The organism is Rhabdobacter roseus, assembly GCF_014202275.1.
In the GTDB taxonomy this organism is placed as follows: Bacteria; Bacteroidota; Bacteroidia; order Cytophagales; family Spirosomataceae; genus Rhabdobacter; species Rhabdobacter roseus.
In genome coordinates this window covers 74,266-96,653 of the sequence record NZ_JACHGF010000006.1, presented here as the reverse complement: position 1 = coordinate 96,653, position 22,388 = coordinate 74,266, and the positions used below count along the sequence as shown (strand labels likewise).

Genomic DNA, 22,388 nt, shown 5'->3' with positions numbered 1-22,388 from the left:
AGCTATTATTTTAAAAGGTACTTTAAAAGGGCCTCTATCCCCCCGCCCTTTCTCCGGCGGAGAAAGGGAGCTTGCTGGGTACTTTACACTTTGAACTTTCAACGCTAAACTACCCTCTGCCAATCACTCGCTCCGCAAGCTCTTCACCGGGTTCATCAGGGCGGCTTTGATGGCCTGGAAACTCACCGTGAGCAATGCAACGCCCACGGCCAGTCCTCCCGCCAAGGCGAAAATCCACCAACCGATGTCGATTTTGTAGGCGAAGTTCGATAACCACTGATTCATGGCATACCACGCGATGGGCGACGCAATCAGGATTGCAATCAGTACCAGTTTCAGAAAATCTTGGGAAAGCAGCGCGACGATGCTGCCAACGCTCGCGCCGAGGACTTTGCGCACGCCGATTTCTTTGGTGCGTTGCTGCGCCGCGAAGGCCGCCAGTCCGAACAGGCCCAGGCAGGAAATCAGGATGGAAATAATGGTAAAGTAGCTGACGATGCGGGATGTACGGGCTTCGGCCTGGTAGTTCTTCTGAAAATCCTCGTTCAGAAAAGTGTATTCAAAGGGTTCGTCGGGCCGCAGGGCTTTCCATTTCTGCTCCATAAAGCCCAGTACCTGCTGCATGTTATCGGTATTGACGTGCACGATGAGGTAATTGAAACGGGACCGGTTATTCAGCAGGAACGCGTACGGTCGGATGGTCTGGTGTAGGTTTTCATAGTGGAAATCCTTCACAACACCCACAATCTCGAACGGATAGGTGACGCCCTGCCAGTCGAAGCTCAACCGTTGTCCAATGGCCTTATCGGCCGGAATCTGAAACTCCTTCAGCAGGGCTTCGTTCACTACCATGCGGTCGTTGGTATCGCCGGGGTACTCGCGGGAGAACAGGCGCCCCTGCTTCAGGTCAAAGCCCATCGTCTGCAGATACTCGTAGTCCACACGGTTGATCTTGATCTCGGAGCCCTGGTCCTGAGGCTGGTCGGGACGGTGCATTACGAGGTCGGAGGCGTTGAAGATGCCGGGGTAGTACTGCGCGCCCCCCGCCGCTACGACCTGGTTGCTGGTAAGTACCTCGTTCCGGAAGGCGGAGTACACTGCCCGTGCCTCTCCCGACCGGAACGGTATGGCAATCTGCTGGTCCTGCGTGAAGCCCAGCGAGGTGTTACGCAGGTACTTCATCTGCTCCAGAATCACGAAGGTAGCCAGTACCAGCACCACCGACACCACAAACTGGAACACTACCAGCCCCCGGCGTAGCACCACCGACGAGAGGGTATTGGCAAACTTGCCGTACGCGGCCCGGCCTTTGAGCACAAGCACCGGGTTAAACAGCGACAGGTAAAAGGCCGGGTAGCTACCCGCAATGAAACCCGTCAGCAGGGCCAGACCCACGAAAGTCAGCAGGATGCCCGGCTCGAGTAGTTCGGTAAAATGCAGCTGCTTGCCCGTGAGCTGATTGAAGACCGGCAGCAGCAGGACCACCAGGACCAGGGAAATCACCAGCGCCAGCAGCGTGAGTACCATCGACTCGCCCAGGAACTGCCACACCAGTGCGAACTTCTCCGCCCCCATGACCTTACGAACCCCTACCTCCGCCGCCCGCCGGGCCGAGCGAGCCGTGGACAGGTTCATGAAGTTAATACAGGCAATCAGGAGGGTAAAGATGGCAATGGAAGCCAGGATGTACAGGTAAGTAGTAGTATTGGTAGGCGTAACTACGCTTTGAAACTGATCGGCCAGGTGCAGGTCTTTGACGGGTACCAGTTGCAGGGCTACATCAAAGCCGTACTGCTTCAGGTCGGCCCGGGCGTACTTTTCCACGAAGGCCGGTAGCTTATGCATCAGCTGTGCAGGCTCGGTACCCGGCCGCAGCCGCAGGTACGTAAAGAACATGTTGTTGTTGGCAAAATCGAGCCGACTTTCCCGCAGGAAATTACCAATGTCCCCCGCGTAGAGGGGAACAAAGAACCGGGCGTCGATATGGGAGCGGGCGCTGGCATCGCGGTACACGCCCGTTACTTTGAAGTCTTCGCCCAGGCCCAGATCGCCACTGATACGGACCGTTTTGTCAAGCGCCGGCCCGGTGCCAAAGAGCTTTTGGGCTACCTCCTCCGACAGTACCACCGCGTTGCGGTCAGCCAGCGCGTTGGCAGGGCTTCCCTCGACAAACTCATAGGAAAACATAGCGAAGAAGTTGGAATCTACCTGATAACCCTTGGTCTCGTAGAAGGAAAGTACCTGCTTACCCGGCTCTCGTACCTGGATCAGGGTTTTGTTTTCGGGCGCAAACAGACGGGTCGTCTCCTCAATCTCGGGGTACTCCGATCGCAGCGTCGGGGCATAGGGCGCCGGGGAAGTTGCAAACTCCCTTCCTGCTCCCTGTCCAATCGCCGCTTTGAGGCTCAGCAGGTATAGGTTATTGGCCTGCTGGTGGTGCTTATCAAACGCTAGCTCGCTCCGAATGTACAAGAGCAGCAACATGCAACAGGTCAAACCCACCGACAGACCCAGGATATTAATAGCCGAGAAAGTCTTGTTACGGATGATGTTCCGCCAGGCGATTTTGAGGTAGTTTCGGATCATGGCTGTTTTAGGTGGTTAGGTAAGAAGGTAGGAAAGTGCCGAAAGTTGTAAATCATGTTGCTACTAACTTTGGTGCCTTACTTCGTTTTTCATTCTTCACTCACTCCTAAGCGACTTCACCGGGTTCATGAGGGCCGCTTTGATGCTTTGGAAGCTGACTGTCAGCAGCGTCACCAGCAGCCCACCCAGGCCCGATACGCCAAAAACCCACCACGAAATAGCGGTGCGGTACTCGTATTTCTGGAGCCAGCCCGAGAGGAAGTAGTAAGCCACCGGCGTGGCAATGACAAAGCCGATAATGACCAATACCACGAAGTCTTTAGAGAGCATCTGCCAGAGGTTGAACACCGACGCGCCAAGTACCTTGCGGACGCCGATTTCTTTGGTACGCTGCTCGGCTACAAACGATGCTAACCCAAACAAACCTAAACAGCTAATGAATATAGCCAGCGCCGCAAAGAAGGTAGCCAGCTTACCGATGCGCTCTTCATTCGCAAATTTTTTCCCAAACTCTTCGTCGGCAAACTTGTAATCAAACGGGGCCGAGGGGATGTGTTTCCTAAAGGTACTTTCGATCGTAGCCAGGCTCTTGGTGGCGCTCTGGTTGGGGTTGAGCTTCAGCGTAATCCAGTTTACGTTTTCGTAATCCAGGAAGTAGATGCTTTGCTTCACGGGCTCGTAGGGCGACTGCATCAGCATGTCTTTGATCACACCTACTATTTTAAATTCTTCCCGGTCGCTCCCGAAGCCCCAGTAGATCGAAGTACCCACCGGGTCTTTAATCCCCATGAACTTGACGGCCGCTTCGTTGAGCACCACGCCTGACGAATCCGAGGAAAAATCGCGCGAGAAGTCGCGCCCGTCCTTAAACTGCCAGCCTACGGTTTTGCCAAATTCGTGCGTGACGAAAACCGTGGCGAAGTCGGTATCCAGCTTTGGGTCTTTACCCGGCCAGTCGAACCCTCCGCTGTTGGACCACACGCTGGTGAGCGGGCTCGACGACTCGGCCAGTTCTTCGATAGCCCCCGCGTTTTTGAGCTCAGTACGTAGTACGTCGAATTTCCCGTAGAAATCCGGCGATTTCATGAGCACCATCACGAGGCCGTCGCGGTTGTAGCCAATGGGCCGGTCTTTGGAATACTGAATTTGATTGTAGACGATAATGGTGCCGATGATCAGGGCCAGCGAAATAGAAAACTGCACCACCACCAGTACCTGGCGCGGCACCGAAGCAAACCGACCGACCTTGAAAGTACCCTTAAGTACCTTGATGGGCTGAAACGACGACAGGTACAGCGCCGGGTAGCTGCCGGCCACGAGGCCGGTCAGAACCGTAAAGCCAATACTACCCAGCCAAAACCAGGGACTGGCCCAGAGGACGAGCATCTGCTTGTCGGCCACCTGATTGAACCACGGCAAAACCAGCTGCACCAGTACCAGCGACAGCACAAAGGCCAGCGAAGCGACCAGCAACGACTCGTTAAAAAACTGGCTGATCAACTGCCCCCGCACGGAGCCAATGGCCTTCCGGATACCTACCTCCTTGGCCCGCTTCTCGGAGCGGGCCGTGCTTAGGTTCATGAAATTGATGCAGGCCAGCAGCAGCACAAAAATGCCGATAATCCCAAACAGCCAAACGTACTCGATCAGCCCTCCGGTTTGCACGCCGTTTTCCCAGTGCGAGCGCAACCGCCAGTCGCGCATGGGGTGCAGGAATATCTGCGCGTCGAATTTTTTTTCGCCCTCCGAAACGTTGTTGTACTTCGATTTGAGGATGCGTTTATCCACGGCCGCGAAGTCGGCATTGTCGGCAATCTGGGCAAAGAGCTGAAAGGAGTTATTGCCCCACTGCGCATTGTCCCGGGCCCGCTGTATCCATTCTTCTGACGCCACGTACAGGTCCCAGGGGGCGATAAACGTCAGCGCGCTAAACTGGTTATTATGCGGAATATCTTCGTAGACGCCCGTTACTTTTACGTCCAGCTTATTATTGATCTTAAGTACCTTGTCGAGAGGCTCCGCGCTGCCAAAGAGCGCCTGGGCCGTCGAGGCTGCCAGCAGGATGGAGTTCGGGTCTTTGAGTCCGTCCTGCGTTCCTTTCAGCATTTTCAGCGACAACAGCTTGGCGGCATCCGCATCCATGAAGTTGCCCGTCTTGTTGAGCTTCGTATCACCCACCGACAGAAAATGCTCGCCCTCCCACGACGACATCACGAGGTACTTGAAGCTACTGCCGTACTTTTCCTGAAGCTCTTTCCCCAGCGGAAACGGAATGGCGCTGCCCGTGTAGGTTTTGCCGTTGCTGGTCTGCTTCTGCATGACCTGCGCGATGTCCTCGTAGCTCGGGTGGTAGGTGTTGTAGGAAAGCTCATCGTAGATCCAGAGACCGATGAGCATCGCCACGGCCATGCCAGTAGCCAAGCCTGAAATGTTGATAAAAGAGTAAACCTTGTTCTTGACAAGATTCCGCCAGGCAATTTTGAGGAAGTTTCTGATCATGGCTTCTATGGAGTATCCTTTTGCGTCTGCAAAAGACATACCAGCAAACCAAATCTCCTTATAGTCAGACTCTTACATAATATCTATTATTAAAAAATGTCCGAATTCGGACAGTCTTGTTCAGCTACGAACGCTTAGTGAAAGTACCTGTTCGGGAAAGTTTCTATTTAGAAAATAAATAGTTATCCATGAGTAATGGACCGTTTTATAGGCAACAACTTTGGCCAGGATGCTACGGTCTGCTCTACGCGTGGCCTGTAAGAAGCACTGGACTTTTTCAATAAGCCCGAAGGTACTATCGCTACGCTTTCGCAAAAAGACCGCTTCGAGGAAAAAGGGAAGATCATTCACGCTGTTCCCGCCCATGAATTTATAGTTTGAAGGTACCTGCCTTCCTTTTCCAGGCGCAATAAAGTACCTTTGAAAAAATAGTCCCTTCAACGACCTGCCTATGCGCCTGATCCAGCGATTGAAAGATACCTTCCTGGGCTCGGAAGAAATCCCCGTCTATAAGCCCCGCAAAACGACCCGCCCCGCGCAAATGCTGGAGGTCGTTTCGGCCTGGCAGGGGCTGGAAGTGATCATCGAAGACATCCTGGACCGCTTCCAGATTGGTCGCCAGCGGTGCATCGAGTTTGGGGTGGAGTTTGGGTACTCCGCGGTGGTCTTTTCCAACTACTTCGAGCAGGTAGTGGGCGTCGATACCTTCGCCGGCGACATTCACACCGTCCACCAGGAGGATCACTACGAAGAGACGCGCCAGCGGCTAGCCACCTACCCCAACATCCGGCTCGTGAAGTCGGACTACCGCGACTGGATCGCGCAGGACGAGCAACGCTACAACTTCGCCCACGTGGATATTGTCCATACCTACGAAGACACCTACGCCTGCGGGCTCTGGGCTGCCCAACACAGCGACTGTACCATCTTCCACGACACCGAGAGCTTTCCGGAAGTGCGCCAGGCGGTCAAGGACCTTGCCAAAGCCACCGGACAAAAACTCTACAACTACCCCCACCACTACGGCCTGGGCATTTTGGTCAATCCAAAGCGCGGTTGAAAGGGCATGGGGCAGAGGGTAAAAAAAAGCGGCCATTCAAAGCCTCTATCCCCGGCCCTTTCTCCGGCGGAGAAAGGGAGCTTAGTAGGGTACTTTTATTAAAAAGTACCCCGTACCCAAGACCCTTTGCCCCGTACCCTATGCCCCAAGCCACTCACTCACTCCGCAAGCTCTTCACCGGGTTCATGAGCGCGGCGCGGACGCTCTGGAAGCTGACCGTCAGCAGGGCTATGAGCAAGGTAAGCAGGCCCGCGGCGGCGAAGATCCACCATTCGATCGTGATTTTGTAGGCAAACTCTTGCAGCCATTGGTCCATGGCCCACCAGGCCAGGGGTGCCGCAATGACCATCGCCACCAGCACCAGTACAACGAAATTTTTGGCCAATAAAATAACCACACTACCCACGCTGGCCCCAAGTACCTTCCGGATGCCGATCTCCCGCGTTTTTTGCTGGGTTACCAGCGCAATGAGCCCGTAAAGCCCCAGGCAGGAAATCAGGATGGCCAGCCCAGCAAAGTAGCTGATGAGCGTGCCGCGTCGCTGCTCGCGGTCGTAGAGCTGCGCCAGGTTGCGGTCCAGAAATTGGTACTCGAAGCTTTTTTCGGGAAAGTACCGGTCCCAGGTACTTTGTACGGCTTGCAGCGTGCCTTCTACCTGGGTAGGCCGCAGCTTGATGGACACCAGCGTGAGCTGCGGCGGCTCGATGTGCAGCACCAGGCTCGCTATGGGAGTGTACAGCGACTGATTATGAAAATCTTTCAGGACGCCAACTACCCTACCGGCCTTGCCCTCCACGTTGAGCGACTTGCCCACGGCTGCCTCCGCCGATCGCCAGCCAAACTGCTTCACGGCGGCTTCGTTGACAAGGTACCCCGCGGACTTATCAGTACCGTATTGTTCCGAAAAATCACGCCCGGCTAACACCTGAAGCCCATAGGTACCGGCAAAGTTATAGTCCACCGCCAGTACCGACGCAAACAGCAGCTCCTCCTGAGCCGCGCGGCCTTCGGGTACTACGTTGCGCCGCACGCTGCCGTCGCCAAGTACCTGGCTGGATAGCGTTACGGCCTCGATCTGCGGATTTTGCAACAGTACCTCCCGGAAGGTACTTAGCCGCTGGTAGCTGCTGTCGCTGGCCGTCGCAAAAACGTTGGTGATTTTAGGGCTACGGGTATTGGCCGTAATGATAAAGTCCTTGTTGAAGCCTAGCGGGCGATTTTGTAAAAAGCGTAGCTGCTGGCCCATTACAAGCGTCCCGATGATGAGGGCAATGGAGGCCACAAACTGTACTCCTAAAAGTACCTGGCGAAGTACCCCGCCGCGGGCTTTGCCGCTCAGGAAATTCCCTTTCAGCGTAGCCACCGGCTCAAAACCCGACACCACCAGGGCCGGGTAAATACCCGAAAGTACCCCCGCACCCACGGCGATTCCCACGAACAAAAGTACCAGTACGCCATCGCTCAGGAAGTACCCCAGGGTGAGCTGCTTGTCGGTCAGGCTGTTGAGCAGCGGTAAAAGCAGCCCGATCAGCACCAGGGCCAGGCCCAGCGCCAGGGTACTTAGCAGCAACGACTCGCCCAAAAACTGCGCGATCAGCTGCTGCCGGTAGCTCCCCATGACCTTCCGGAGGCCCACTTCCTTGGCGCGCCGGAGCGAGCGGGCCGTACTCAGGTTGATGAAGTTGATGCAGGCAATGAGCAGCGTGAGCCCGGCAATGCCCAGAAACACGTACAACCGGGACATGCTGCTTACCGGCTCGGGGGTATTTTGGGCGTCGGTGTGCAAGTAGAAGTCCTTCATCGGCTCCAGGCGGTACTCGATGCCGTTGGCTACCTCGGCATCCGCGTGGGTTTTGATAAACTGCGGAAAACGCGCGTTTATCGTCTCGGCCTTGCTATCGGGCCTCAGCAATACGTAGGTGTAGGAGTGCGAAATAATCCAGTTGTAGGGTATGTTTTGGCGCGCGCCCTCGTTTTCGGTGGCGTACATGGTTTCGTAGTTGGCCAGCAGCTCCGGGTGGATGTGGGAGTGGTCAGGGTAGTCTTTCACCACGCCCGCTACCTTCAGGGGGTACTTGCCTTCGTAAGTGATGGTCTGCCCCAGCGGATCGGCCTCGCCAAAGTACCTTCGGGCGGTCTTTTCACTAAGTACCACCGAAAATTTATCCCGTAGCGCCTCCTGAGGATTCCCTTTTATAAACTCAAACGAAAAAATATCCAGAATAGCCGGGTCGGTGAAGAAGAAGCGATCTTCGTCGTACTTGGCCGGGGCCGCGCCGTCCGCTTTTTTTACTTCAACCGTAGCCGGGCTCCGAAACATCCGGGCGGAGGCTTCTACCTCCGGAAAAGATTCCGCCAGCAGTGGCGACACCGGTGGGGGCGTAAGCGCCAGCGGCTGCTCCAAACCCGCAAAGCGGGGAAAGTACGTGATGCGGTGGATGCGGTCGAAGCGCGTCTGAAACTGGTCGTAGCTCAGCTCGTGCCTTACAAAAAGGACAATCAAAAAACAGCAGGTGAGGCCTGCCGTGAGGCCAATGATGTTGATGAAGGAGAATACTTTTTGGCTCCACAGATTCCGCCAGGCAATTTTCAGATAGTTTTGGATCATGACTTTTTATTGGTTTGTGTTTTCTTTTTTATGTGTGGTAAAAGGAGAAGGGCGTGGGGCGAAGGGCGTGAGGGCACTTTGCTTCCGCAGGAGGTACTTTACACTTTGAACGCTAAACTTTAAACTACCCTATGCCCAATGCCCCATGCCCCATGCTACTCACTCCGCAGGCTCTTCACCGGGTTCATGAGTGCGGCTTTGATGGCCTGGTAGCTGACCGTAGCAAAGGCGATCGTAACGGCTATGACGGCGGCAACTAGAAATACCCACCCGTGGAGGTCGGTCCGATAGGCGAAGTTCTGCAGCCATTGGTACATAAAATAGTAGGCAATGGGCGAAGCAATGACCAACGCGATAAGTACCAGCTTCAGGAAATCGACCGACAGCAGCGCTACGATACTACCCACGCTGGCCCCAAGTACCTTTCGCACGCCGATCTCTTTAGTGCGCCGCTCGGCGGCAAATGCCCCTAACCCGAAGAGCCCCAGGCTGGAAATAAGAATAGCGAGGGCGGCAAATAACCCAAATACCTGCCCGGCCCGAAGATCTGACTGGTAGGTACGCTGAAAGAAGTCGTCCAGAAACTCGTAGTCGAACGGCGTAGTTTGAAACGACTGCTTCCATAATTGCTCGATCTGCCCCAGCGTAGCGGGTATATCTCCGGCCCGGATCTTGACAGAAACCAACTCTTCCCAGCCGTCATTGAGCGAAAAAAGCAACGGCGGAATGGTACTTTTCAGGTTGTTCTGGTGGTAGTCGGCCACTAGCCCTACTACCGGCCCCCGCTGGGGTACTTCCCGGTAGCCTCCCTGGGGATCGTACTCAAAGGTGTAGTAACCCAGCGTTTTCCCGTCCAGGTTTTCCCAGCCAAAGTACTTCATGGCCGCTTCATTGATAAGAAAAGCCCGTCGATCTTCGAGGCGGTTAGCGTCCAGATTGCGGCCCTGCAAAAGCTTGATATTAAAGGTGGAAAGAAAATGCTCATCTATGGTAAGGCGACTGATGCTAAGATCTGCCGCCCCGGCAGGTTTGTATTCGCTAACGAGTTTTTCGCCACGCAAAGCCCCACTACCCGGTACGCTGTAACTCTGCGTAGCCGACTCCACCCCGGCCAGCTTCTGCACCTCCTGCCGAAAACGTAGCTTGGCTTCGGAGCTGGCGTCGTGCAGGTTCATGACCAGTACCTGCTCCCGCTGGTAGCCTAGATCTTTCGTCTGGACGTACCGAAGCTGACTGTACACCACCAGCGTGGCCACGATCATGACGATTGATACCGTAAACTGCCCTACCACCAGCACCTTCCTCAGCAAGGGCGTGCGAGTACCATCACCGCTAAAAGTACCTTTCAGCACCAGGCTTGGCTTAAACGACGACAACACGAACGCCGGGTACCCTCCGGCCAGCAAGCAAAGTACCCCCGCCCCCAGCAAAAGCCCTCCTACCCGGGTAGTGGTATAAATGGAGGCGAGCGTCAGCTGCTTGTCGGCTACTTCGTTGAAAGTCGGCAGTACGAATGGTACCAGCAGGGCCATCAGCATCAACGCCAGGCTAATAAAAAGTACGGTTTCGCCCAAAAATTGCCGCCAGAGCTGACCGAACGACGAGCCAAGTACCTTGCGTACGCCCACTTCCCGTGCCCGCTGAGTAGCCCTCGCTGTGGCCAGATTGACGTAGTTAAAAGCAGCCAGCGCCAGGATTAGAAGCGCCACGGCCGAAAAAATAGTTACGTACAGTTGCCGATTAGGCGCGATAAGATCCGTACGAAGGTACAGGTCGGTGAGTGGGATCAGCCCGAGCTTCCAGACCCCCACGTTGGGGTCGTTTAGGCTTTTCAAGTAGGCCGGAAACTGCGCCGCGAGGGTTTCGAGGCGGGTACCTGGCACCAGCAGCAGATACGTCCAGGTACTTCCAGCCCAAAGGTTGGTAGTCACATCCCAGCCCAGTAGCTCGTTGGCATTGGCGTAATTGGCCAGAAAATCAATTTTATGGTGGGAGTTGCCCGGTAGGTCCCGCATCACGCCGGTTACACGCAGGTTGTGCTTTTTATCGTATTGGATGGTCTTTCCCATCGGATCTTGCCCTGGAAAGTACTTCTGTGCCATCGACTCCGACACTACAACGCCGTATTGCTCCACCAAAGCCGTAGCCGGGTTGCCCTGCCGAAGGGGCAGCGTAAAGACACTGAATGCGCTGCTATCCGCAAAAAAGAAATGCTCTTCGTAAGCGGCGGCTTCGGTAGTAGTAAGCAATGGATTGGCTTGCTTAAGGCGCGCTACATTTTCTACCTGCGCAAATTGTCGCTTAAAATCGGTGGCCAGCTTCCCTCCGCTCACACCCACGTTTTCATACTGCTGCAGGATGGCGATGCGGTCGGCATGTTGATGAAACCGGTCGTAGCTCAGTTCGTCCAGCACATAGGTAGCGATCAGCAGTCCGCAGGTCAGGCCTATGGCCAGTCCGAAGATGTTGAGCAGCCCGTAGATCGGAGAACGCCTAAGGCCCCGCCAGGCAATTTTGAGGTAGTTTTGGATCATGACTTTTTAGGTTGAGGTTCTTGGTGGTTTTTGGCAAAGCAGTATAAAGAGTAAAGTACCTTGACGCCGCAATGGAATTGCGGCCATTCCATTGCGGCAATTCAAAAGCCTCTATCCCCGGCCCTTGCTCCGGCGGAGAAAGGGTACTTAGTAGGGTACTTTATCCAAAAGTACCCTACGCTCCCTGCTAATCACTCGCTCCGCAGGCTCTTCACCGGGTTCATCAGCGCGGCTTTAATGGCCTGGTAGCTGACCGTCAGCAGGGCAATGCTTACCGTCAGTAAACCCGCGGCACCCAGCATCCATCCTTCTACCTCGACCCGGTAGGCAAAACCCTGCAGCCAGTGCTTCATGACGTACCAGGCAACGGGCGAGGCCAGGCAAAAGGCGATGGCGATGGGTTTCAAAAACTGCGTGGACAGCAACCGAACAATACTAGGAATGGAGGCCCCAAGTACCTTGCGAACGCCAATTTCTTTGGTGCGCTGCTCGGCCGTAAAAGCCGCCAGGCCAAACAAGCCCAGGCACGAAATAAAGATGGCCAGAAACGCAAAGTAGTTGGACAAGGTACTAACTACCTGCTCGCTCCGGTACAGTCGCGTGTATTCCTGATCCGAAAATTGATACGCAAACGGGACGTTGGGATTCAGCTCTTGCCAGATTCTCTCCAGGCTGGCCAGCGCTTCCTGGGTTTTGCCCGCTTCGGTACGAACCAGGATATTCCCCCACAGCGGTTTTTGCCGGAGACGGATGATGAGCGGCTCGATGTTTTGTCGCATCGAATTGAAATGAAAATCCTTAAGTACCCCTACGATGGTACCTTGCCGATTTCCCCAGCTCAGGGGCTGCCCGATGGGCTGCTCATAGCCTATTTTTTTCAGGGCCGTTTCGTTGATGATAAAATTTACCGTATCGGTGCCGTAGGCTTCCGAAAAATCCCTTCCGGCCAGCAAGCGCAGGTCCAGGGTTTTTACAAAATCATAGCCAACGGCCGTATTAGAAAAGGAGGTGATCAGATTCGGATCTTTCCCGGTCCAACCCACGTCGTTGATGTGGTGCCCCAGCCCGGTGGGCGACTCTTCCATGCGCGAGATACTCACAATACCTTCCTTGGTACTCGCTTGCTCTTTAAAGAGGTCGTACTTGTTCGTCAGCTCACCTTCCAGCGGGATGTACAGGAGATTTTCCCGGTCAAAGCCCAGGTTTTTAGTTTGGAAATACGCCATCTGACGATACATCACGATCATGCCCACGATGAGTATCATGGAAAGCGAAAATTGAAAAACGACCAGCCCTTTTCGGAGAACCGTAGCTCCCCCGCTAAACCGCAAGGTACCTTTCAGTACCCGGTTCGGATTGAGCGACGACAGAAACAGGGCGGGGTAGCTTCCGGCCACCAAGCCCGTCAGCCCGAGTAGCCCCAGCAAACTTAGCCAGAACACCGGCTCAGCAAACGGCAACGTAAGTTGCTTGCCGGTAAGGGAATTAAACGCCGGTAACAGCACGGCTACCAAACCCACCGCTACCACAATGGCAAAGCCCGTGAGCAGCAAGGCTTCACTCAGAAACTGCCCCATCAATGCCCCCCGAACCGCCCCCACTACCTTCCGCACGCCTACTTCCTTGGCCCGTTTTTGCGAACGCGCCGTGGCCAGATTCATGAAATTGATGCAGGCAATGAGCAGGATAAAGACCGCCACCAGGCTAAAAAGCCGTACGTACTCGATGCGGCCGCCGTCGAGCTGGCCATTTTTGAAGGTAGAATGAAGGTACTTTTCGGGGTAGGACTGCAAGGCCAGCTCCACGCGGTGGCCCGTTATTTTGGGAGTATAGCGGTAAATAAAATCCTGGATTTTGGCTTCTACTTTTGCGGGGTCCATGGGAGCCCCGTTGCGGTCGGCCCGTAGCTGCACAAACGTAACCGGATCGCGGTTGCCCCAGTGTCTTGTCCACGCGTTTTCTTTCACATAATCGCTCCAGGGCGTCAGGAAATCGAACTGTTGGGATGAGTGGGCCGGTAAATTTTCAAACACGGCACTGACCGTCAGGTTGCTCCTGTTTTCGTAGCGGATGCTTTTTCCGATGGCTTTCTCCGGGCTTCCAAAAAACAGCTCGGCCATTTTCCGGGATATGGCGATGCCGCTCGGGGTACTTAGGGCGGTTTCGAAAGTACCCTCCAGCAACGGATACTCAAACATCTTAAAAAAATCACTGCTGGCGGCGGTACCCGGCATTTTATGTACTTTATCTCCCACGGCAAACGTGGCCGGCATGGCCCACTCCCGGGCGCTGGCGTATTGGATTTCCGGAATGACGCGCTTGAGCTCCTCGGCCAGCAGCCCCTGCGTGAAGTAATCGGCCTCTACTTTGCCATCCGAGTACGTGCGTTCGTAGACTTGGTACAAGTGCTGGCCGTTGGCATGAAACCCATCGACGCTGCGTTCGTCTTGAACCCATAACAAAATCAACAAGCTACACGCCAGCCCCAACGCCAGCCCCAGGATATTGATGATAGTAAAGGCTTTGTTCCGGGCCAAATTCCGCCAGGCAATTTTGAGGTAGTTACGGATCATGACGTTGGTTCATTTAGGTACTTGGTTGTTTCCTAAGAATAGGTACTTTGCGACATGGGGTAGTTGGGAGTATAAAGTGTAAAGTACCCCATGCCTCAATTCCATTGCGGCAATTCAAAAGCCTCTATCCCCGGCCCTTTCTCCCGCGGAGAAAGGGAGCTTAGTAGGGTACTTTTTACTTTCCCCATTAAAATTCAAACTACCCCCTCCTGCTAATCACTCACTCCGCAGGCTCTTGACCGGGTTCATGAGCGCGGCTTTGATGCTCTGCAACGACACCGTCAGCAGGGCTACGGCGGCGATGGCCAGGCCAGCCAGCGCAAACACCCACCACTGCACGTCGATGCGGTAGGCGAAGTCCTGAAGCCACTGCTCCAGCAAGTACCAGGCGATGGGTACTGCCAGGAGTATTCCTACCAGCACCAGTTTAAGAAAATCGCCGGAGAGGAGCGCTACGATGCTCCTGACGTCCGCCCCAAGTACCTTCCGAATCCCGATTTCCTTCGTGCGCACCCGGGCCTCGTGCGCCACCAGCCCAAACAGCCCCAGGCACGAAATCAGAATGGCCAAGCCAGCAAATACCTTAAGTACCTCACTCATGGTATCTTCCTTGCTGTACAGGCTCGCCATGCGCTCATCCAGAAACTGGTAGCTGAAGAGCGTATTGGGCGCCAGTTTGTCTACGGTACTTTTTACGAAGGCAATCGTCGGCTGCGGATCGCCGGGCTTGATTTTGAGCAGCAAACTACCCGTCCACTCGGGTTTGTATTCCAGCACCAGCGGCTCCACCTGGCTGTGCAGCGACGCAAAGTTGTAGTCCCGGATCACGCCCACGACCTTGCCCTGCACGCCCATCGTATGGTTTACGACGATACTCCCCACCGGGTTTTCGAGGCCCAGTAGTTGCGCGGCTTTTTCGTTGATGATGAACGTAGCGGAGTCGTTAAACTGGCGGGAGAAATTCCGTCCTTCCTTGAGCTTGATCTGCAACACATCCAGGTAGGCGTCGTCGACGCGCGTCACCTTTACGTTCTTGTATACTTTTCCTTCGGGCGGATTGAGCGGCGTGATGTACTCCACACTGAGCTCGTCGCCGATGAGGTTGGAAGCCTGCCCCACGGCCAGCACGGAGGTACTTTGCGTCAGTTCATTTTTAAAGAGCTCCGTATCGAGCAGTACTTTTTCCTTGAATTTCCCGTAGAGCTTCACTACCATTACCTGCTCTTTGTCAAAGCCGAGCTGCTTGTCCCGAAACAGGCTCATCTGCTGGTAGATCACGGTGGTGGCGATCATGAGAAAAGCCGACACCACAAACTGCAGCACGATCAGGCTCTTGCGCAGCACCGAAGCCGACGACCGGGGTAGTTTGTCGGCCTTGAGCGACGCCACCGGGTCGAAGCGGGCAATGAACAGGGCCGGAAACAACCCCGACAGCAAACCCACCACCAGCACGAGCCCACCTATGATGAGCAGGTTGTCGAGCCGCAGAATCTCTCCGGGGGGTACTTGCTTCCCGGCCAGCTGGTTATAAAAAGGCAGCGTTAGCTCGTAGAGGCAAATCGCCAGCAGGCTAGCCAGGATCGTCAGCAGGAAAGCTTCGCCCAAAAACTGCATCACAACCTGTGCTTTGCGCGCGCCCAGCGACTTCCTCATGCCTACCTCCTTGGCGCGTTTTAGGGTTTGGGTGGTAAAGAGATTAATAAAATTGACGCAGGCAATCAGCAAGATAAGTACCTCCACCGCCAGAAAAATGTAAATGTACACGATGCTACTGTTCGGGCTCATCTCCTGAATCAGGTTCGACTTCAGGTGAATATCCGTAAGCGGCTGAAAACGCACGGTACTTACAAACTCTTTGATCTCCTGAATTTCGTCCTCGGAAGTACCGCCATAGTACTTGATAAAGAAGTCGGTCAGGCGGCTTTGGGCTTTGGCTACGTCTTCTGGCTGCCGAAACTGGACGTACGTCCAGCCGAACATCCAGCCCCGGTTGCCGGTCCATTCCTGGGGTCGGTCCCGGTAAAAGGTAGGCATCGAAACCAGGTAGTCAAACTTCAGGTGGGTGTTCTTGGGGAGGTCTTCCACCACGGCCTTCACCCACAGTTCTTCCTGGCCATCGAAGGTCAGCTTCTGCCCTAGCGGGTCGTTTTTGCCAAAGAATTTTTCGGCCATGGTGCGCGAAATCACCACCGAGCCCGGTTCTTTCAGGCCCCGCGCCGGATCACCCGCCACGGCCCTCAGATCGAACATATTGATGACCGACGAATCGGCGTAGTAGCCGGTACTTTCGCCCTGCTCGTTGCGCTCGGAGCTAACTACCTGCATACCCCGGCTCGCAAACCGCCCCACCTGCTCCAGGTCCGGAAAGAAATGCAGCATTTCTTCGGCCAGCGGTGGCGACGACTTGGCCCACTCGGTGGTCACGATGCGGTAGATCCGGTCGTGATTCGGGAAGCTCTTTTCGTAGCTCAACTCCTCCTTGAGGTGAAGCGACAGCAGCAAACCACAGGCAATTCCCAGGCCCAGGCCCAGCAGATTAAACAGGCTGTATACCTTTTGCTTGAAAAGATTTCGCCAGGCAATTTTGAGGTAGTTTAGGAGCATGGGCAGTAGGCATAAAGGTACGTCAGTGAAGTATACCGATTGCTCAGAAAAAGCTATGCCAAACAATTTAAGTATTGAATATCAAATACTTAAATATTACAGCAAACTAAAAATGTCCGCAAACGGACAGATTACGACCGTTTGCGGACACCCTAAGCCCGGTAAAACATCTCTTTCCTTTTCCGTTCGAACTTTTTGGAAAAATCAATGCCCTAGCGTCCCCCCTTATCGAACCAGCGACGGCCTTTCCTGGTCATTGAACCCGCTTGATATCCATCATTTCTTTACCGTTGTTGTAGATGACAAAATTGGAAACGGCACCGGCGTTGTTTTTCACAAACGTCACGTCCAAATCCATTTCCCGAAAAAAGAAATGGTCTTCGGCTTTGGGGTAAAGGAGCGCATTGATGAAGGTCTTGCCTGCCACCCGAAGCACATCGCCTTCTTTCGTTACCATTACCTGGTCGCCATTCGGTAGCTGGTAGGTACCGGCGTAGCTGTCGAGTTGTTGTTCCTTCAGCTTCACCAACCGGGAGTCAAAGGTAGGGTCGGGACTGACTTCGATACCTTCCCTATTATTCAGGCGCGCTATGGCGCCCCAGCCCCAGCGGGCGTCGTTGGCCAGTCCTATCAGTAATTCGTTCTCGCCTTCTTTCAAGGGTAGTACAATGGCCGCATTTTCTACCGAGCAGCGTCCGCCCGGCGGTTTTTCCATGAGCCTTCCCTGTAAGTTTTTATCCAGGTACACCATTTGTCCGTTCAGAAAAACCCAAACGTCGTCTACAAAGCCGAAATCCATCGTCTTCTTCTGCACCTTTTCCGATTTGATTTTCACCTTCAGCCAGACGATACTACGGGTTTTCTTCTCACCAAAGGCCCGAATCAGGTTGACCAACCCCCGGCGCTCGGCTTCCAGTACCCGCCATTTTGTGGCCGGACTGGGCAGAAGATCGTAGCTAAAATCTACTTTCTCCGGAATAGACTGTGGCTCACTGACACCCCAGCTCCGGATGTACCGAGGATCATTGGCCGTAGGGTCCATACCGGGCCGGGCGGGCAGGTCTTCGGTTTCGTTAGACTTCACCACAAGGTTCCTGACTACCATATCGCCTTCGAAACCAAGGGTACCTTGACTGGGATTGCCTTCCAGATGGTCTACCTCCAGCGTGGGTTTATCGGGGCTATTGACGTACATCCGCATCTGGGAGTCAGAAATCACGAGTTTCACATGGTTCCAGTTATCCTTGCTAAAAGCCGCATTCGACTGGTACTGTACGTACATATCCCACATCAAAACCCCGTCGATGTAGGGCGCGTACTGCACGCCGTCTTCTGCCAAGGGATGGCCGGCCCGAGCCATCCGTAAATAAAAGCACTCCGTCTCTTTAGCATCCTGGTAGCGGAAATAAAAGCTGAGTGAATTGGGTTTTACGTCGAATTCGATCGTACCGCTTTTGAAGTTAAAATTTCTGGCAAGTACCTTCCCGGCGTCGGGCTTGATGTGCATCTCTGAGGTACCATTCTCTTGGGTAAAGGAGACTTTGTCGGGTTTGAACTCCCATTTTTCGGCGGTTAAGGGTACTTCATTCGGCTTGCTTTTTTGGGCAAAGGCCAGGCAGGAAAGCAGGCAGAAGACTAAGAACAAAGGATTTCTTTTCATGACTGTTTAGTAGTAATTGGTTATCATGTTTACCCGCCTGCCACTACCGGCTAGAAGTACTAGCAAGGCTTTGGGCAAAGTTGTGGAGGCAGGGCAAAAGTACCCGTTCATTACTGGTTCAAATCCTGTTCAAATGTGTTCAAACGCCAGAACCCTCTCCTTTTCACCGATGGCTCCGCCTTTGGGCATGATAGCGTATACGCACTGACGCACTTCGCTGGGTACTACCGCCGTGACACCGGAGAAAGGGAGCTTTCGTAGGGGCGTCTCCTTGCGTAGATAAGTTTACGAAGAAAGTAAAGCTGGCAATTGCTGGATAGCGTACAGGGGTAGATTGGTCAGCCACTCTTCCTTCCGGAAATCAGCCATAGAAGTTCTTATGGCCGTCTCAGGCTGGTACTTTTGACAAAATACGCGCAAGCTTTTTGCCATAAGGTTTTCTTCTGCCTTCACTTCTATGGGGATAATCTGGCCGGCGTACTGTACCAGAAAGTCTATTTCAGCGGTGGCATTCTCGGCAGACCAATAGTAGGTCGCTATGCCATCCTCAAGCATTAACTGCTGCAACACAAACTGTTCGGTTAACGCCCCTTTGAATTCTTCAAATATCCGGTTTCCTTCCAGCAGCGTTTTTACGTCCATATCTACCATAGCCCCGAGCAACCCTACATCTACCATGAATAATTTAAAGGCTCCAAAATCCTCATATGCTTTGAGGGGCATGGCTGGCTTGGTTACGCGGTTTACTTTATGAATCAGGCCGCAATCAATAAGCCACGACATCGCTAACTCGTACTCTTTGGCTCTGGCTCCTTGCCGGATTATTCCGTAAATAAATTTTTTGTTTTCCTTGGCCAATTGTGCCGGGATCGAGTTCCACAGCATCCGGATTCTAGGTACGATTTCGTTAGGAGCATGTTTGGAAAAATCTTGCTCGTAGGCCTCCAATATTCGCTTTTGGATTATCCTTGCTTCGTTAAAATCGGTATTACGGGAAAAAGATACTACTACTTCGGGCATTCCACCCGTGTAGTAGTACTGCCGCAGCAGGTGGATGTACTTAGACCGAAACGTTTTAATGAGCTCCCAGTCTTTAGTGTTCAAAAGAGTCAGCAAGGGCGTCTCGCCCAAGGCTTCTAAAAATTCCGCGAAACTCAAAGGATGAAGATCCAGAAACGCTACCTTCCCAACCGGAAAGGACGTTTGTTGGTTTAGAGCAACGCCCAGTAAAGAGCCCGCCGAAATAATGTGGTATTCCGGCGCATTCTCCTGAAAGTACTTCAACGATGTAAGCGCTCCTTCGGCTTCTTGAATCTCGTCAAAAATTAGTAGGGTGTTTGAGGCGTCAATAGACACGCCCGTTTCGATCTGCAATGCCATGATGATACGTTGAATATCAAAGTCATGGGTGAAAATATTCTTAAGCGTTCTAGAGCTCTCAAAATTCACGTAAGCTACCTGTTCATATTCCGCCTGACCAAACGCTTTCATCAGCCAGGTCTTTCCTACTTGCCTGGCTCCTCGGATGAGAAGTGGTTTTCGGCTTTCAGAATGCTTCCATTTGATCAATTCTGCCAGTTTCGTTCTTTTCACTTTATAGGCCTTTACACAAATTCAAAGGAATTTTTGCGTAAACTTACACTTATTCAAAGGAAATAATGTAACCCACAACACTTTTTCGAAGGAATTTGCTTTAACCGAGGTATTTCTAAGGCTAAGGTACTTTACTTAAAAGCCCCAATTCCATTGCGGGGTACTTTTAATTTTTAACTCTAAACTACCCTCTGCCCCATGCCAAAAGCTATTCGCTTCGCAGGCTTTTCACCGGGTTCATGAGGGCGGCGCGGATGCTTTGAAAACTCACGGTGAGTAGGGCTATGGCTATGGCCAAGGTACCTGCCAGCGCGAAAATCCACCACGACAGGTCAATCTTGTAGGCGAACTCGTCCAGCCAGCGCTTGGTGGCGTACCAGGCCAGCGGAGTGGCCAGCAGAATGGCCACCAATACCAGCTTAAGGAAATCGCGCGAGAGTAGGGCCACGATGCTGCCCACGCTGGCCCCAAGTACCTTGCGAACGCCGATCTCCTTGGTGCGTTGCGTAATGGTGTAGGACGACAACCCAAACAGCCCCAGCGAGGCAATCAAGACGGCCAGTAGCGAAAAGGCGGTGGTGATTTTGCCAAAAAGCTGGTCGTCTTTGTATTGGCGGTTAAACTGCTCATCCATAAAAAAGTACGAGAAGTTGTTGCCGGGGAAGAACTGCTGGTACTTTTGCTTCACCAGCTCCAGGGTACGGTTTAGGTCGGTGGTGGCTATTTTTAGGGAATAGTACCCGCCGTTGGAGTAGAAGGGAGCAAACAAAATAGGCTCGATGGGATGCCGCAGCGACTGCTGGTGAAAGTCCCGAACTACCCCCACGACGTCCCACTCCCGGCCCATGAACGAGATCTTCTGCCCGACCGCCGCCCCCGGCTCCTCAAAGCCCAGTAACGCGGCTGCTGAGGCGTTGATGATGATATTTTTTATTTTACGCCCGTCGGGGTCCGAGTCGGTGGAGAGGAAATTCCGACCGGCCAGTAGGTCGATCTGGTAGGTATCAAAAAAGTCGAGGTCAATTACCATGCGGCTGAGAGTCAAGCCTTTTTCGTCGTTAGCACCCACGCGCTTTACGTTGAAGGTACGCGGCAGCCGGTTGCCTAGTAAATTGATTGAGGCCGAAGCGGCCTTAATGGCCGGGTATTGGGTCAGCTCGCCTTTGAAGGTACTGATTCGGTCGATGGAGGTAGAGTCCCACTCCGTGAGCGCCGGGCCCGACACCACCAAGGTCTGGTCCAGGTTGAAACCCAGCTTCTCCGACCGCATGTACTCCAGCTGCCGGAACACGATGAAAGTACCTACAATCAGGACCACCGAAGCCGTATACTGAAAAACCACCAGCGATTTCCGTACCCAAATACCCTTTTCCGAGCGCTTGAAAGTACCCTTCAGGACGCTTATGGGCTGAAAGGAGGACAGCGCAAAGGCCGGATAAAAACCGGAGAAAACCACCCCCAGCACAAAAACGCCCGCCAATACCAGCGCCATCAGGCTTCCGCCGTAGCCCGCGCCGGTGAGCAGAGCAAGCGAGAGGGGCTTTTCGATGAGGGCCACCAGTACGGGTTCTAACGTCACCGCCAGCCCCAGGGCTATCCCCAGCGCCAGGAGATTGAGCAGGACTGATTCAGACAAAAACTGACTCATCAGCTGCTGCATGGTAGCACCGGCTACTTTTCGTACGCCCACCTCCTTGGCCCGCTCCAGCGACCGCGCCGTGGCCAGGTTGATGTAGTTGATCCAGGCAATGAGCAGGATGAAAGCCGCAATGATGAGCATCGTCCAGACGGCCTTGCCGTTGTTAACTACCCCGATTTCGTACTCATAGTCGGAGTAGAGGTGGGCTTCGGTAAGCGGCTGGAGGTAGAATTTCTCCACGCTTCCGGACACTTTATCACCTTGGAAGTAGCGCTCGCTAAAAGCGGGAAACTTACGCTCCAGGGCTAAAGCATCCACCCCTGGTTTTAGCTTCAGGTAGTGCCACATGTCAGACGACTCCCAGCTGTTTTTGACCCACTCGCCCCAGGTACCTACCAGCGTCTCGTACGAAACCAACGCCCCAAATTGCAGGTGCGACGTAGCCGGAACGTCTTCCAGAATGCCCGTGATCTGGTAAGGCTCGTTGTCCAGGTCAATGAGCAAGGAGCGGCCGATGAGCGTAGCGTAGTCGGTGGGTTTAACGCCAAAAATCCGTTGCGCGTTGCTTTCCGTCAGCACTAGGCTCCGTGGTGCATTCAGGGCCGTACGAGGATTCCCGGCCAGGAGCGGGAAGGTAAAAAACGCCAGGAAATGCTCATCAACGTAGAAAAGCTGGTCTTCCTGAAATACCTGCTTCTCGTGCCGAATCTTGATACTACCGCCATTGGCCAAGGTTGTATAGGCGTCGATTTCCTGATAATCGTTGGCCATCGTTTTGCCCACGGTGGGGTAGGTGATGGTGCCATGCTGAATAAGCTTCCCCTGCTGAAAACGGTCGTTGGTGACGCGGTAGATACGATCAGCATCCCGTTGAAACCGATCAAAACTTAGCTCGAAACTAACGTACTGCAAGATCAGCAGACAGGCCGTCAGGCCCGCTACCAGCCCCAGGAGATTGACCCCCGAAAAAACTTTGTTTTTCCAAAGGTTCCGAACGGCGATTTTGAGGTAGTTACGAATCATAGCTGGTTT

General features: G+C 53.8%; 10 protein-coding genes. 1 reads left to right on the top strand and 9 read right to left on the bottom strand.

The genetic code is table 11. The features are described from left to right. Nucleotides 1–123: 123 nt before the first annotated feature. Both HNQ92_RS18400 and HNQ92_RS18395 read right to left on the bottom strand, forming a co-directional pair. On the bottom strand, nucleotides 124–2,586 hold the full coding sequence (locus HNQ92_RS18400) for an ABC transporter permease (protein WP_184175940.1): 2,463 nt from the start codon (nucleotides 2,584–2,586) through the stop codon (nucleotides 124–126). A 96-nt stretch (nucleotides 2,587–2,682) separates the two neighbouring features. After that, nucleotides 2,683–5,085, bottom strand: coding sequence for an ABC transporter permease (locus HNQ92_RS18395; protein WP_184175938.1), 2,403 nt, complete (start codon nucleotides 5,083–5,085; stop codon nucleotides 2,683–2,685). Nucleotides 5,086–5,536: 451 nt separating this feature from the next. Between HNQ92_RS18395 and HNQ92_RS18390 the strand changes: the two genes are divergently transcribed. Next, on the top strand, nucleotides 5,537–6,145 hold the full coding sequence (locus HNQ92_RS18390; RefSeq protein WP_184175936.1) for a class I SAM-dependent methyltransferase: 609 nt from the start codon (nucleotides 5,537–5,539) through the stop codon (nucleotides 6,143–6,145). 154 nt (nucleotides 6,146–6,299) lie between these two features. Here HNQ92_RS18390 and HNQ92_RS18385 read toward each other — a convergent pair whose 3' ends face one another. The 7 genes from HNQ92_RS18385 to HNQ92_RS18355 all read right to left on the bottom strand — a co-directional run bounded on the left by HNQ92_RS18385 (nucleotide 6,300) and on the right by HNQ92_RS18355 (nucleotide 22,379). Continuing rightward, entirely contained in the window at nucleotides 6,300–8,753 is a 2,454-nt protein-coding gene (locus HNQ92_RS18385; RefSeq protein ID WP_184175934.1) for an ABC transporter permease, read from the bottom strand. Nucleotides 8,754–8,908: 155 nt separating this feature from the next. Further along, the gene (locus HNQ92_RS18380; protein WP_184175932.1) at nucleotides 8,909–11,287 is read right to left on the bottom strand and encodes an ABC transporter permease; all 2,379 of its coding nucleotides are present in this window, start codon (nucleotides 11,285–11,287) and stop codon (nucleotides 8,909–8,911) included. Between the two features lie 191 nt (nucleotides 11,288–11,478). Beyond that, entirely contained in the window at nucleotides 11,479–13,860 is a 2,382-nt protein-coding gene (locus HNQ92_RS18375; protein WP_184175930.1) for an ABC transporter permease, read from the bottom strand. 216 nt (nucleotides 13,861–14,076) lie between these two features. Continuing rightward, nucleotides 14,077–16,464, bottom strand: a complete 2,388-nt coding sequence (locus tag HNQ92_RS18370; protein WP_184175928.1) for an FtsX-like permease family protein — start codon at nucleotides 16,462–16,464, stop codon at nucleotides 14,077–14,079. A 253-nt stretch (nucleotides 16,465–16,717) separates the two neighbouring features. Continuing rightward, nucleotides 16,718–18,124 (bottom strand): DUF3471 domain-containing protein, encoded by a 1,407-nt coding sequence (locus tag HNQ92_RS18365; RefSeq protein WP_184175926.1) that lies wholly within the window; start codon nucleotides 18,122–18,124, stop codon nucleotides 16,718–16,720. Between the two features lie 285 nt (nucleotides 18,125–18,409). Then, a complete protein-coding gene (locus HNQ92_RS18360) occupies nucleotides 18,410–19,717 on the bottom strand; it encodes a DUF4143 domain-containing protein (protein ID WP_184175924.1) in 1,308 nt (435 codons plus the stop codon). Between the two features lie 208 nt (nucleotides 19,718–19,925). Beyond that, nucleotides 19,926–22,379 (bottom strand): ABC transporter permease, encoded by a 2,454-nt coding sequence (locus tag HNQ92_RS18355; protein WP_184175922.1) that lies wholly within the window; start codon nucleotides 22,377–22,379, stop codon nucleotides 19,926–19,928. Nucleotides 22,380–22,388 lie beyond the last annotated feature (9 nt).

Bases quoted from the DNA above. Each gene is read 5' to 3' on its own strand.
- HNQ92_RS18400 (WP_184175940.1), bottom strand. From the start codon at position 2,586: ATGATCCGAAACTACCTCAAAATCGCCTGGCGGAACATCATCCGTAAC.
- HNQ92_RS18395 (WP_184175938.1), bottom strand. From the start codon at position 5,085: ATGATCAGAAACTTCCTCAAAATTGCCTGGCGGAATCTTGTCAAGAAC.
- HNQ92_RS18390 (WP_184175936.1), top strand. From the start codon at position 5,537: ATGCGCCTGATCCAGCGATTGAAAGATACCTTCCTGGGCTCGGAAGAA.
- HNQ92_RS18385 (WP_184175934.1), bottom strand. From the start codon at position 8,753: ATGATCCAAAACTATCTGAAAATTGCCTGGCGGAATCTGTGGAGCCAA.
- HNQ92_RS18380 (WP_184175932.1), bottom strand. From the start codon at position 11,287: ATGATCCAAAACTACCTCAAAATTGCCTGGCGGGGCCTTAGGCGTTCT.
- HNQ92_RS18375 (WP_184175930.1), bottom strand. From the start codon at position 13,860: ATGATCCGTAACTACCTCAAAATTGCCTGGCGGAATTTGGCCCGGAAC.
- HNQ92_RS18370 (WP_184175928.1), bottom strand. From the start codon at position 16,464: ATGCTCCTAAACTACCTCAAAATTGCCTGGCGAAATCTTTTCAAGCAA.
- HNQ92_RS18365 (WP_184175926.1), bottom strand. From the start codon at position 18,124: ATGAAAAGAAATCCTTTGTTCTTAGTCTTCTGCCTGCTTTCCTGCCTG.
- HNQ92_RS18355 (WP_184175922.1), bottom strand. From the start codon at position 22,379: ATGATTCGTAACTACCTCAAAATCGCCGTTCGGAACCTTTGGAAAAAC.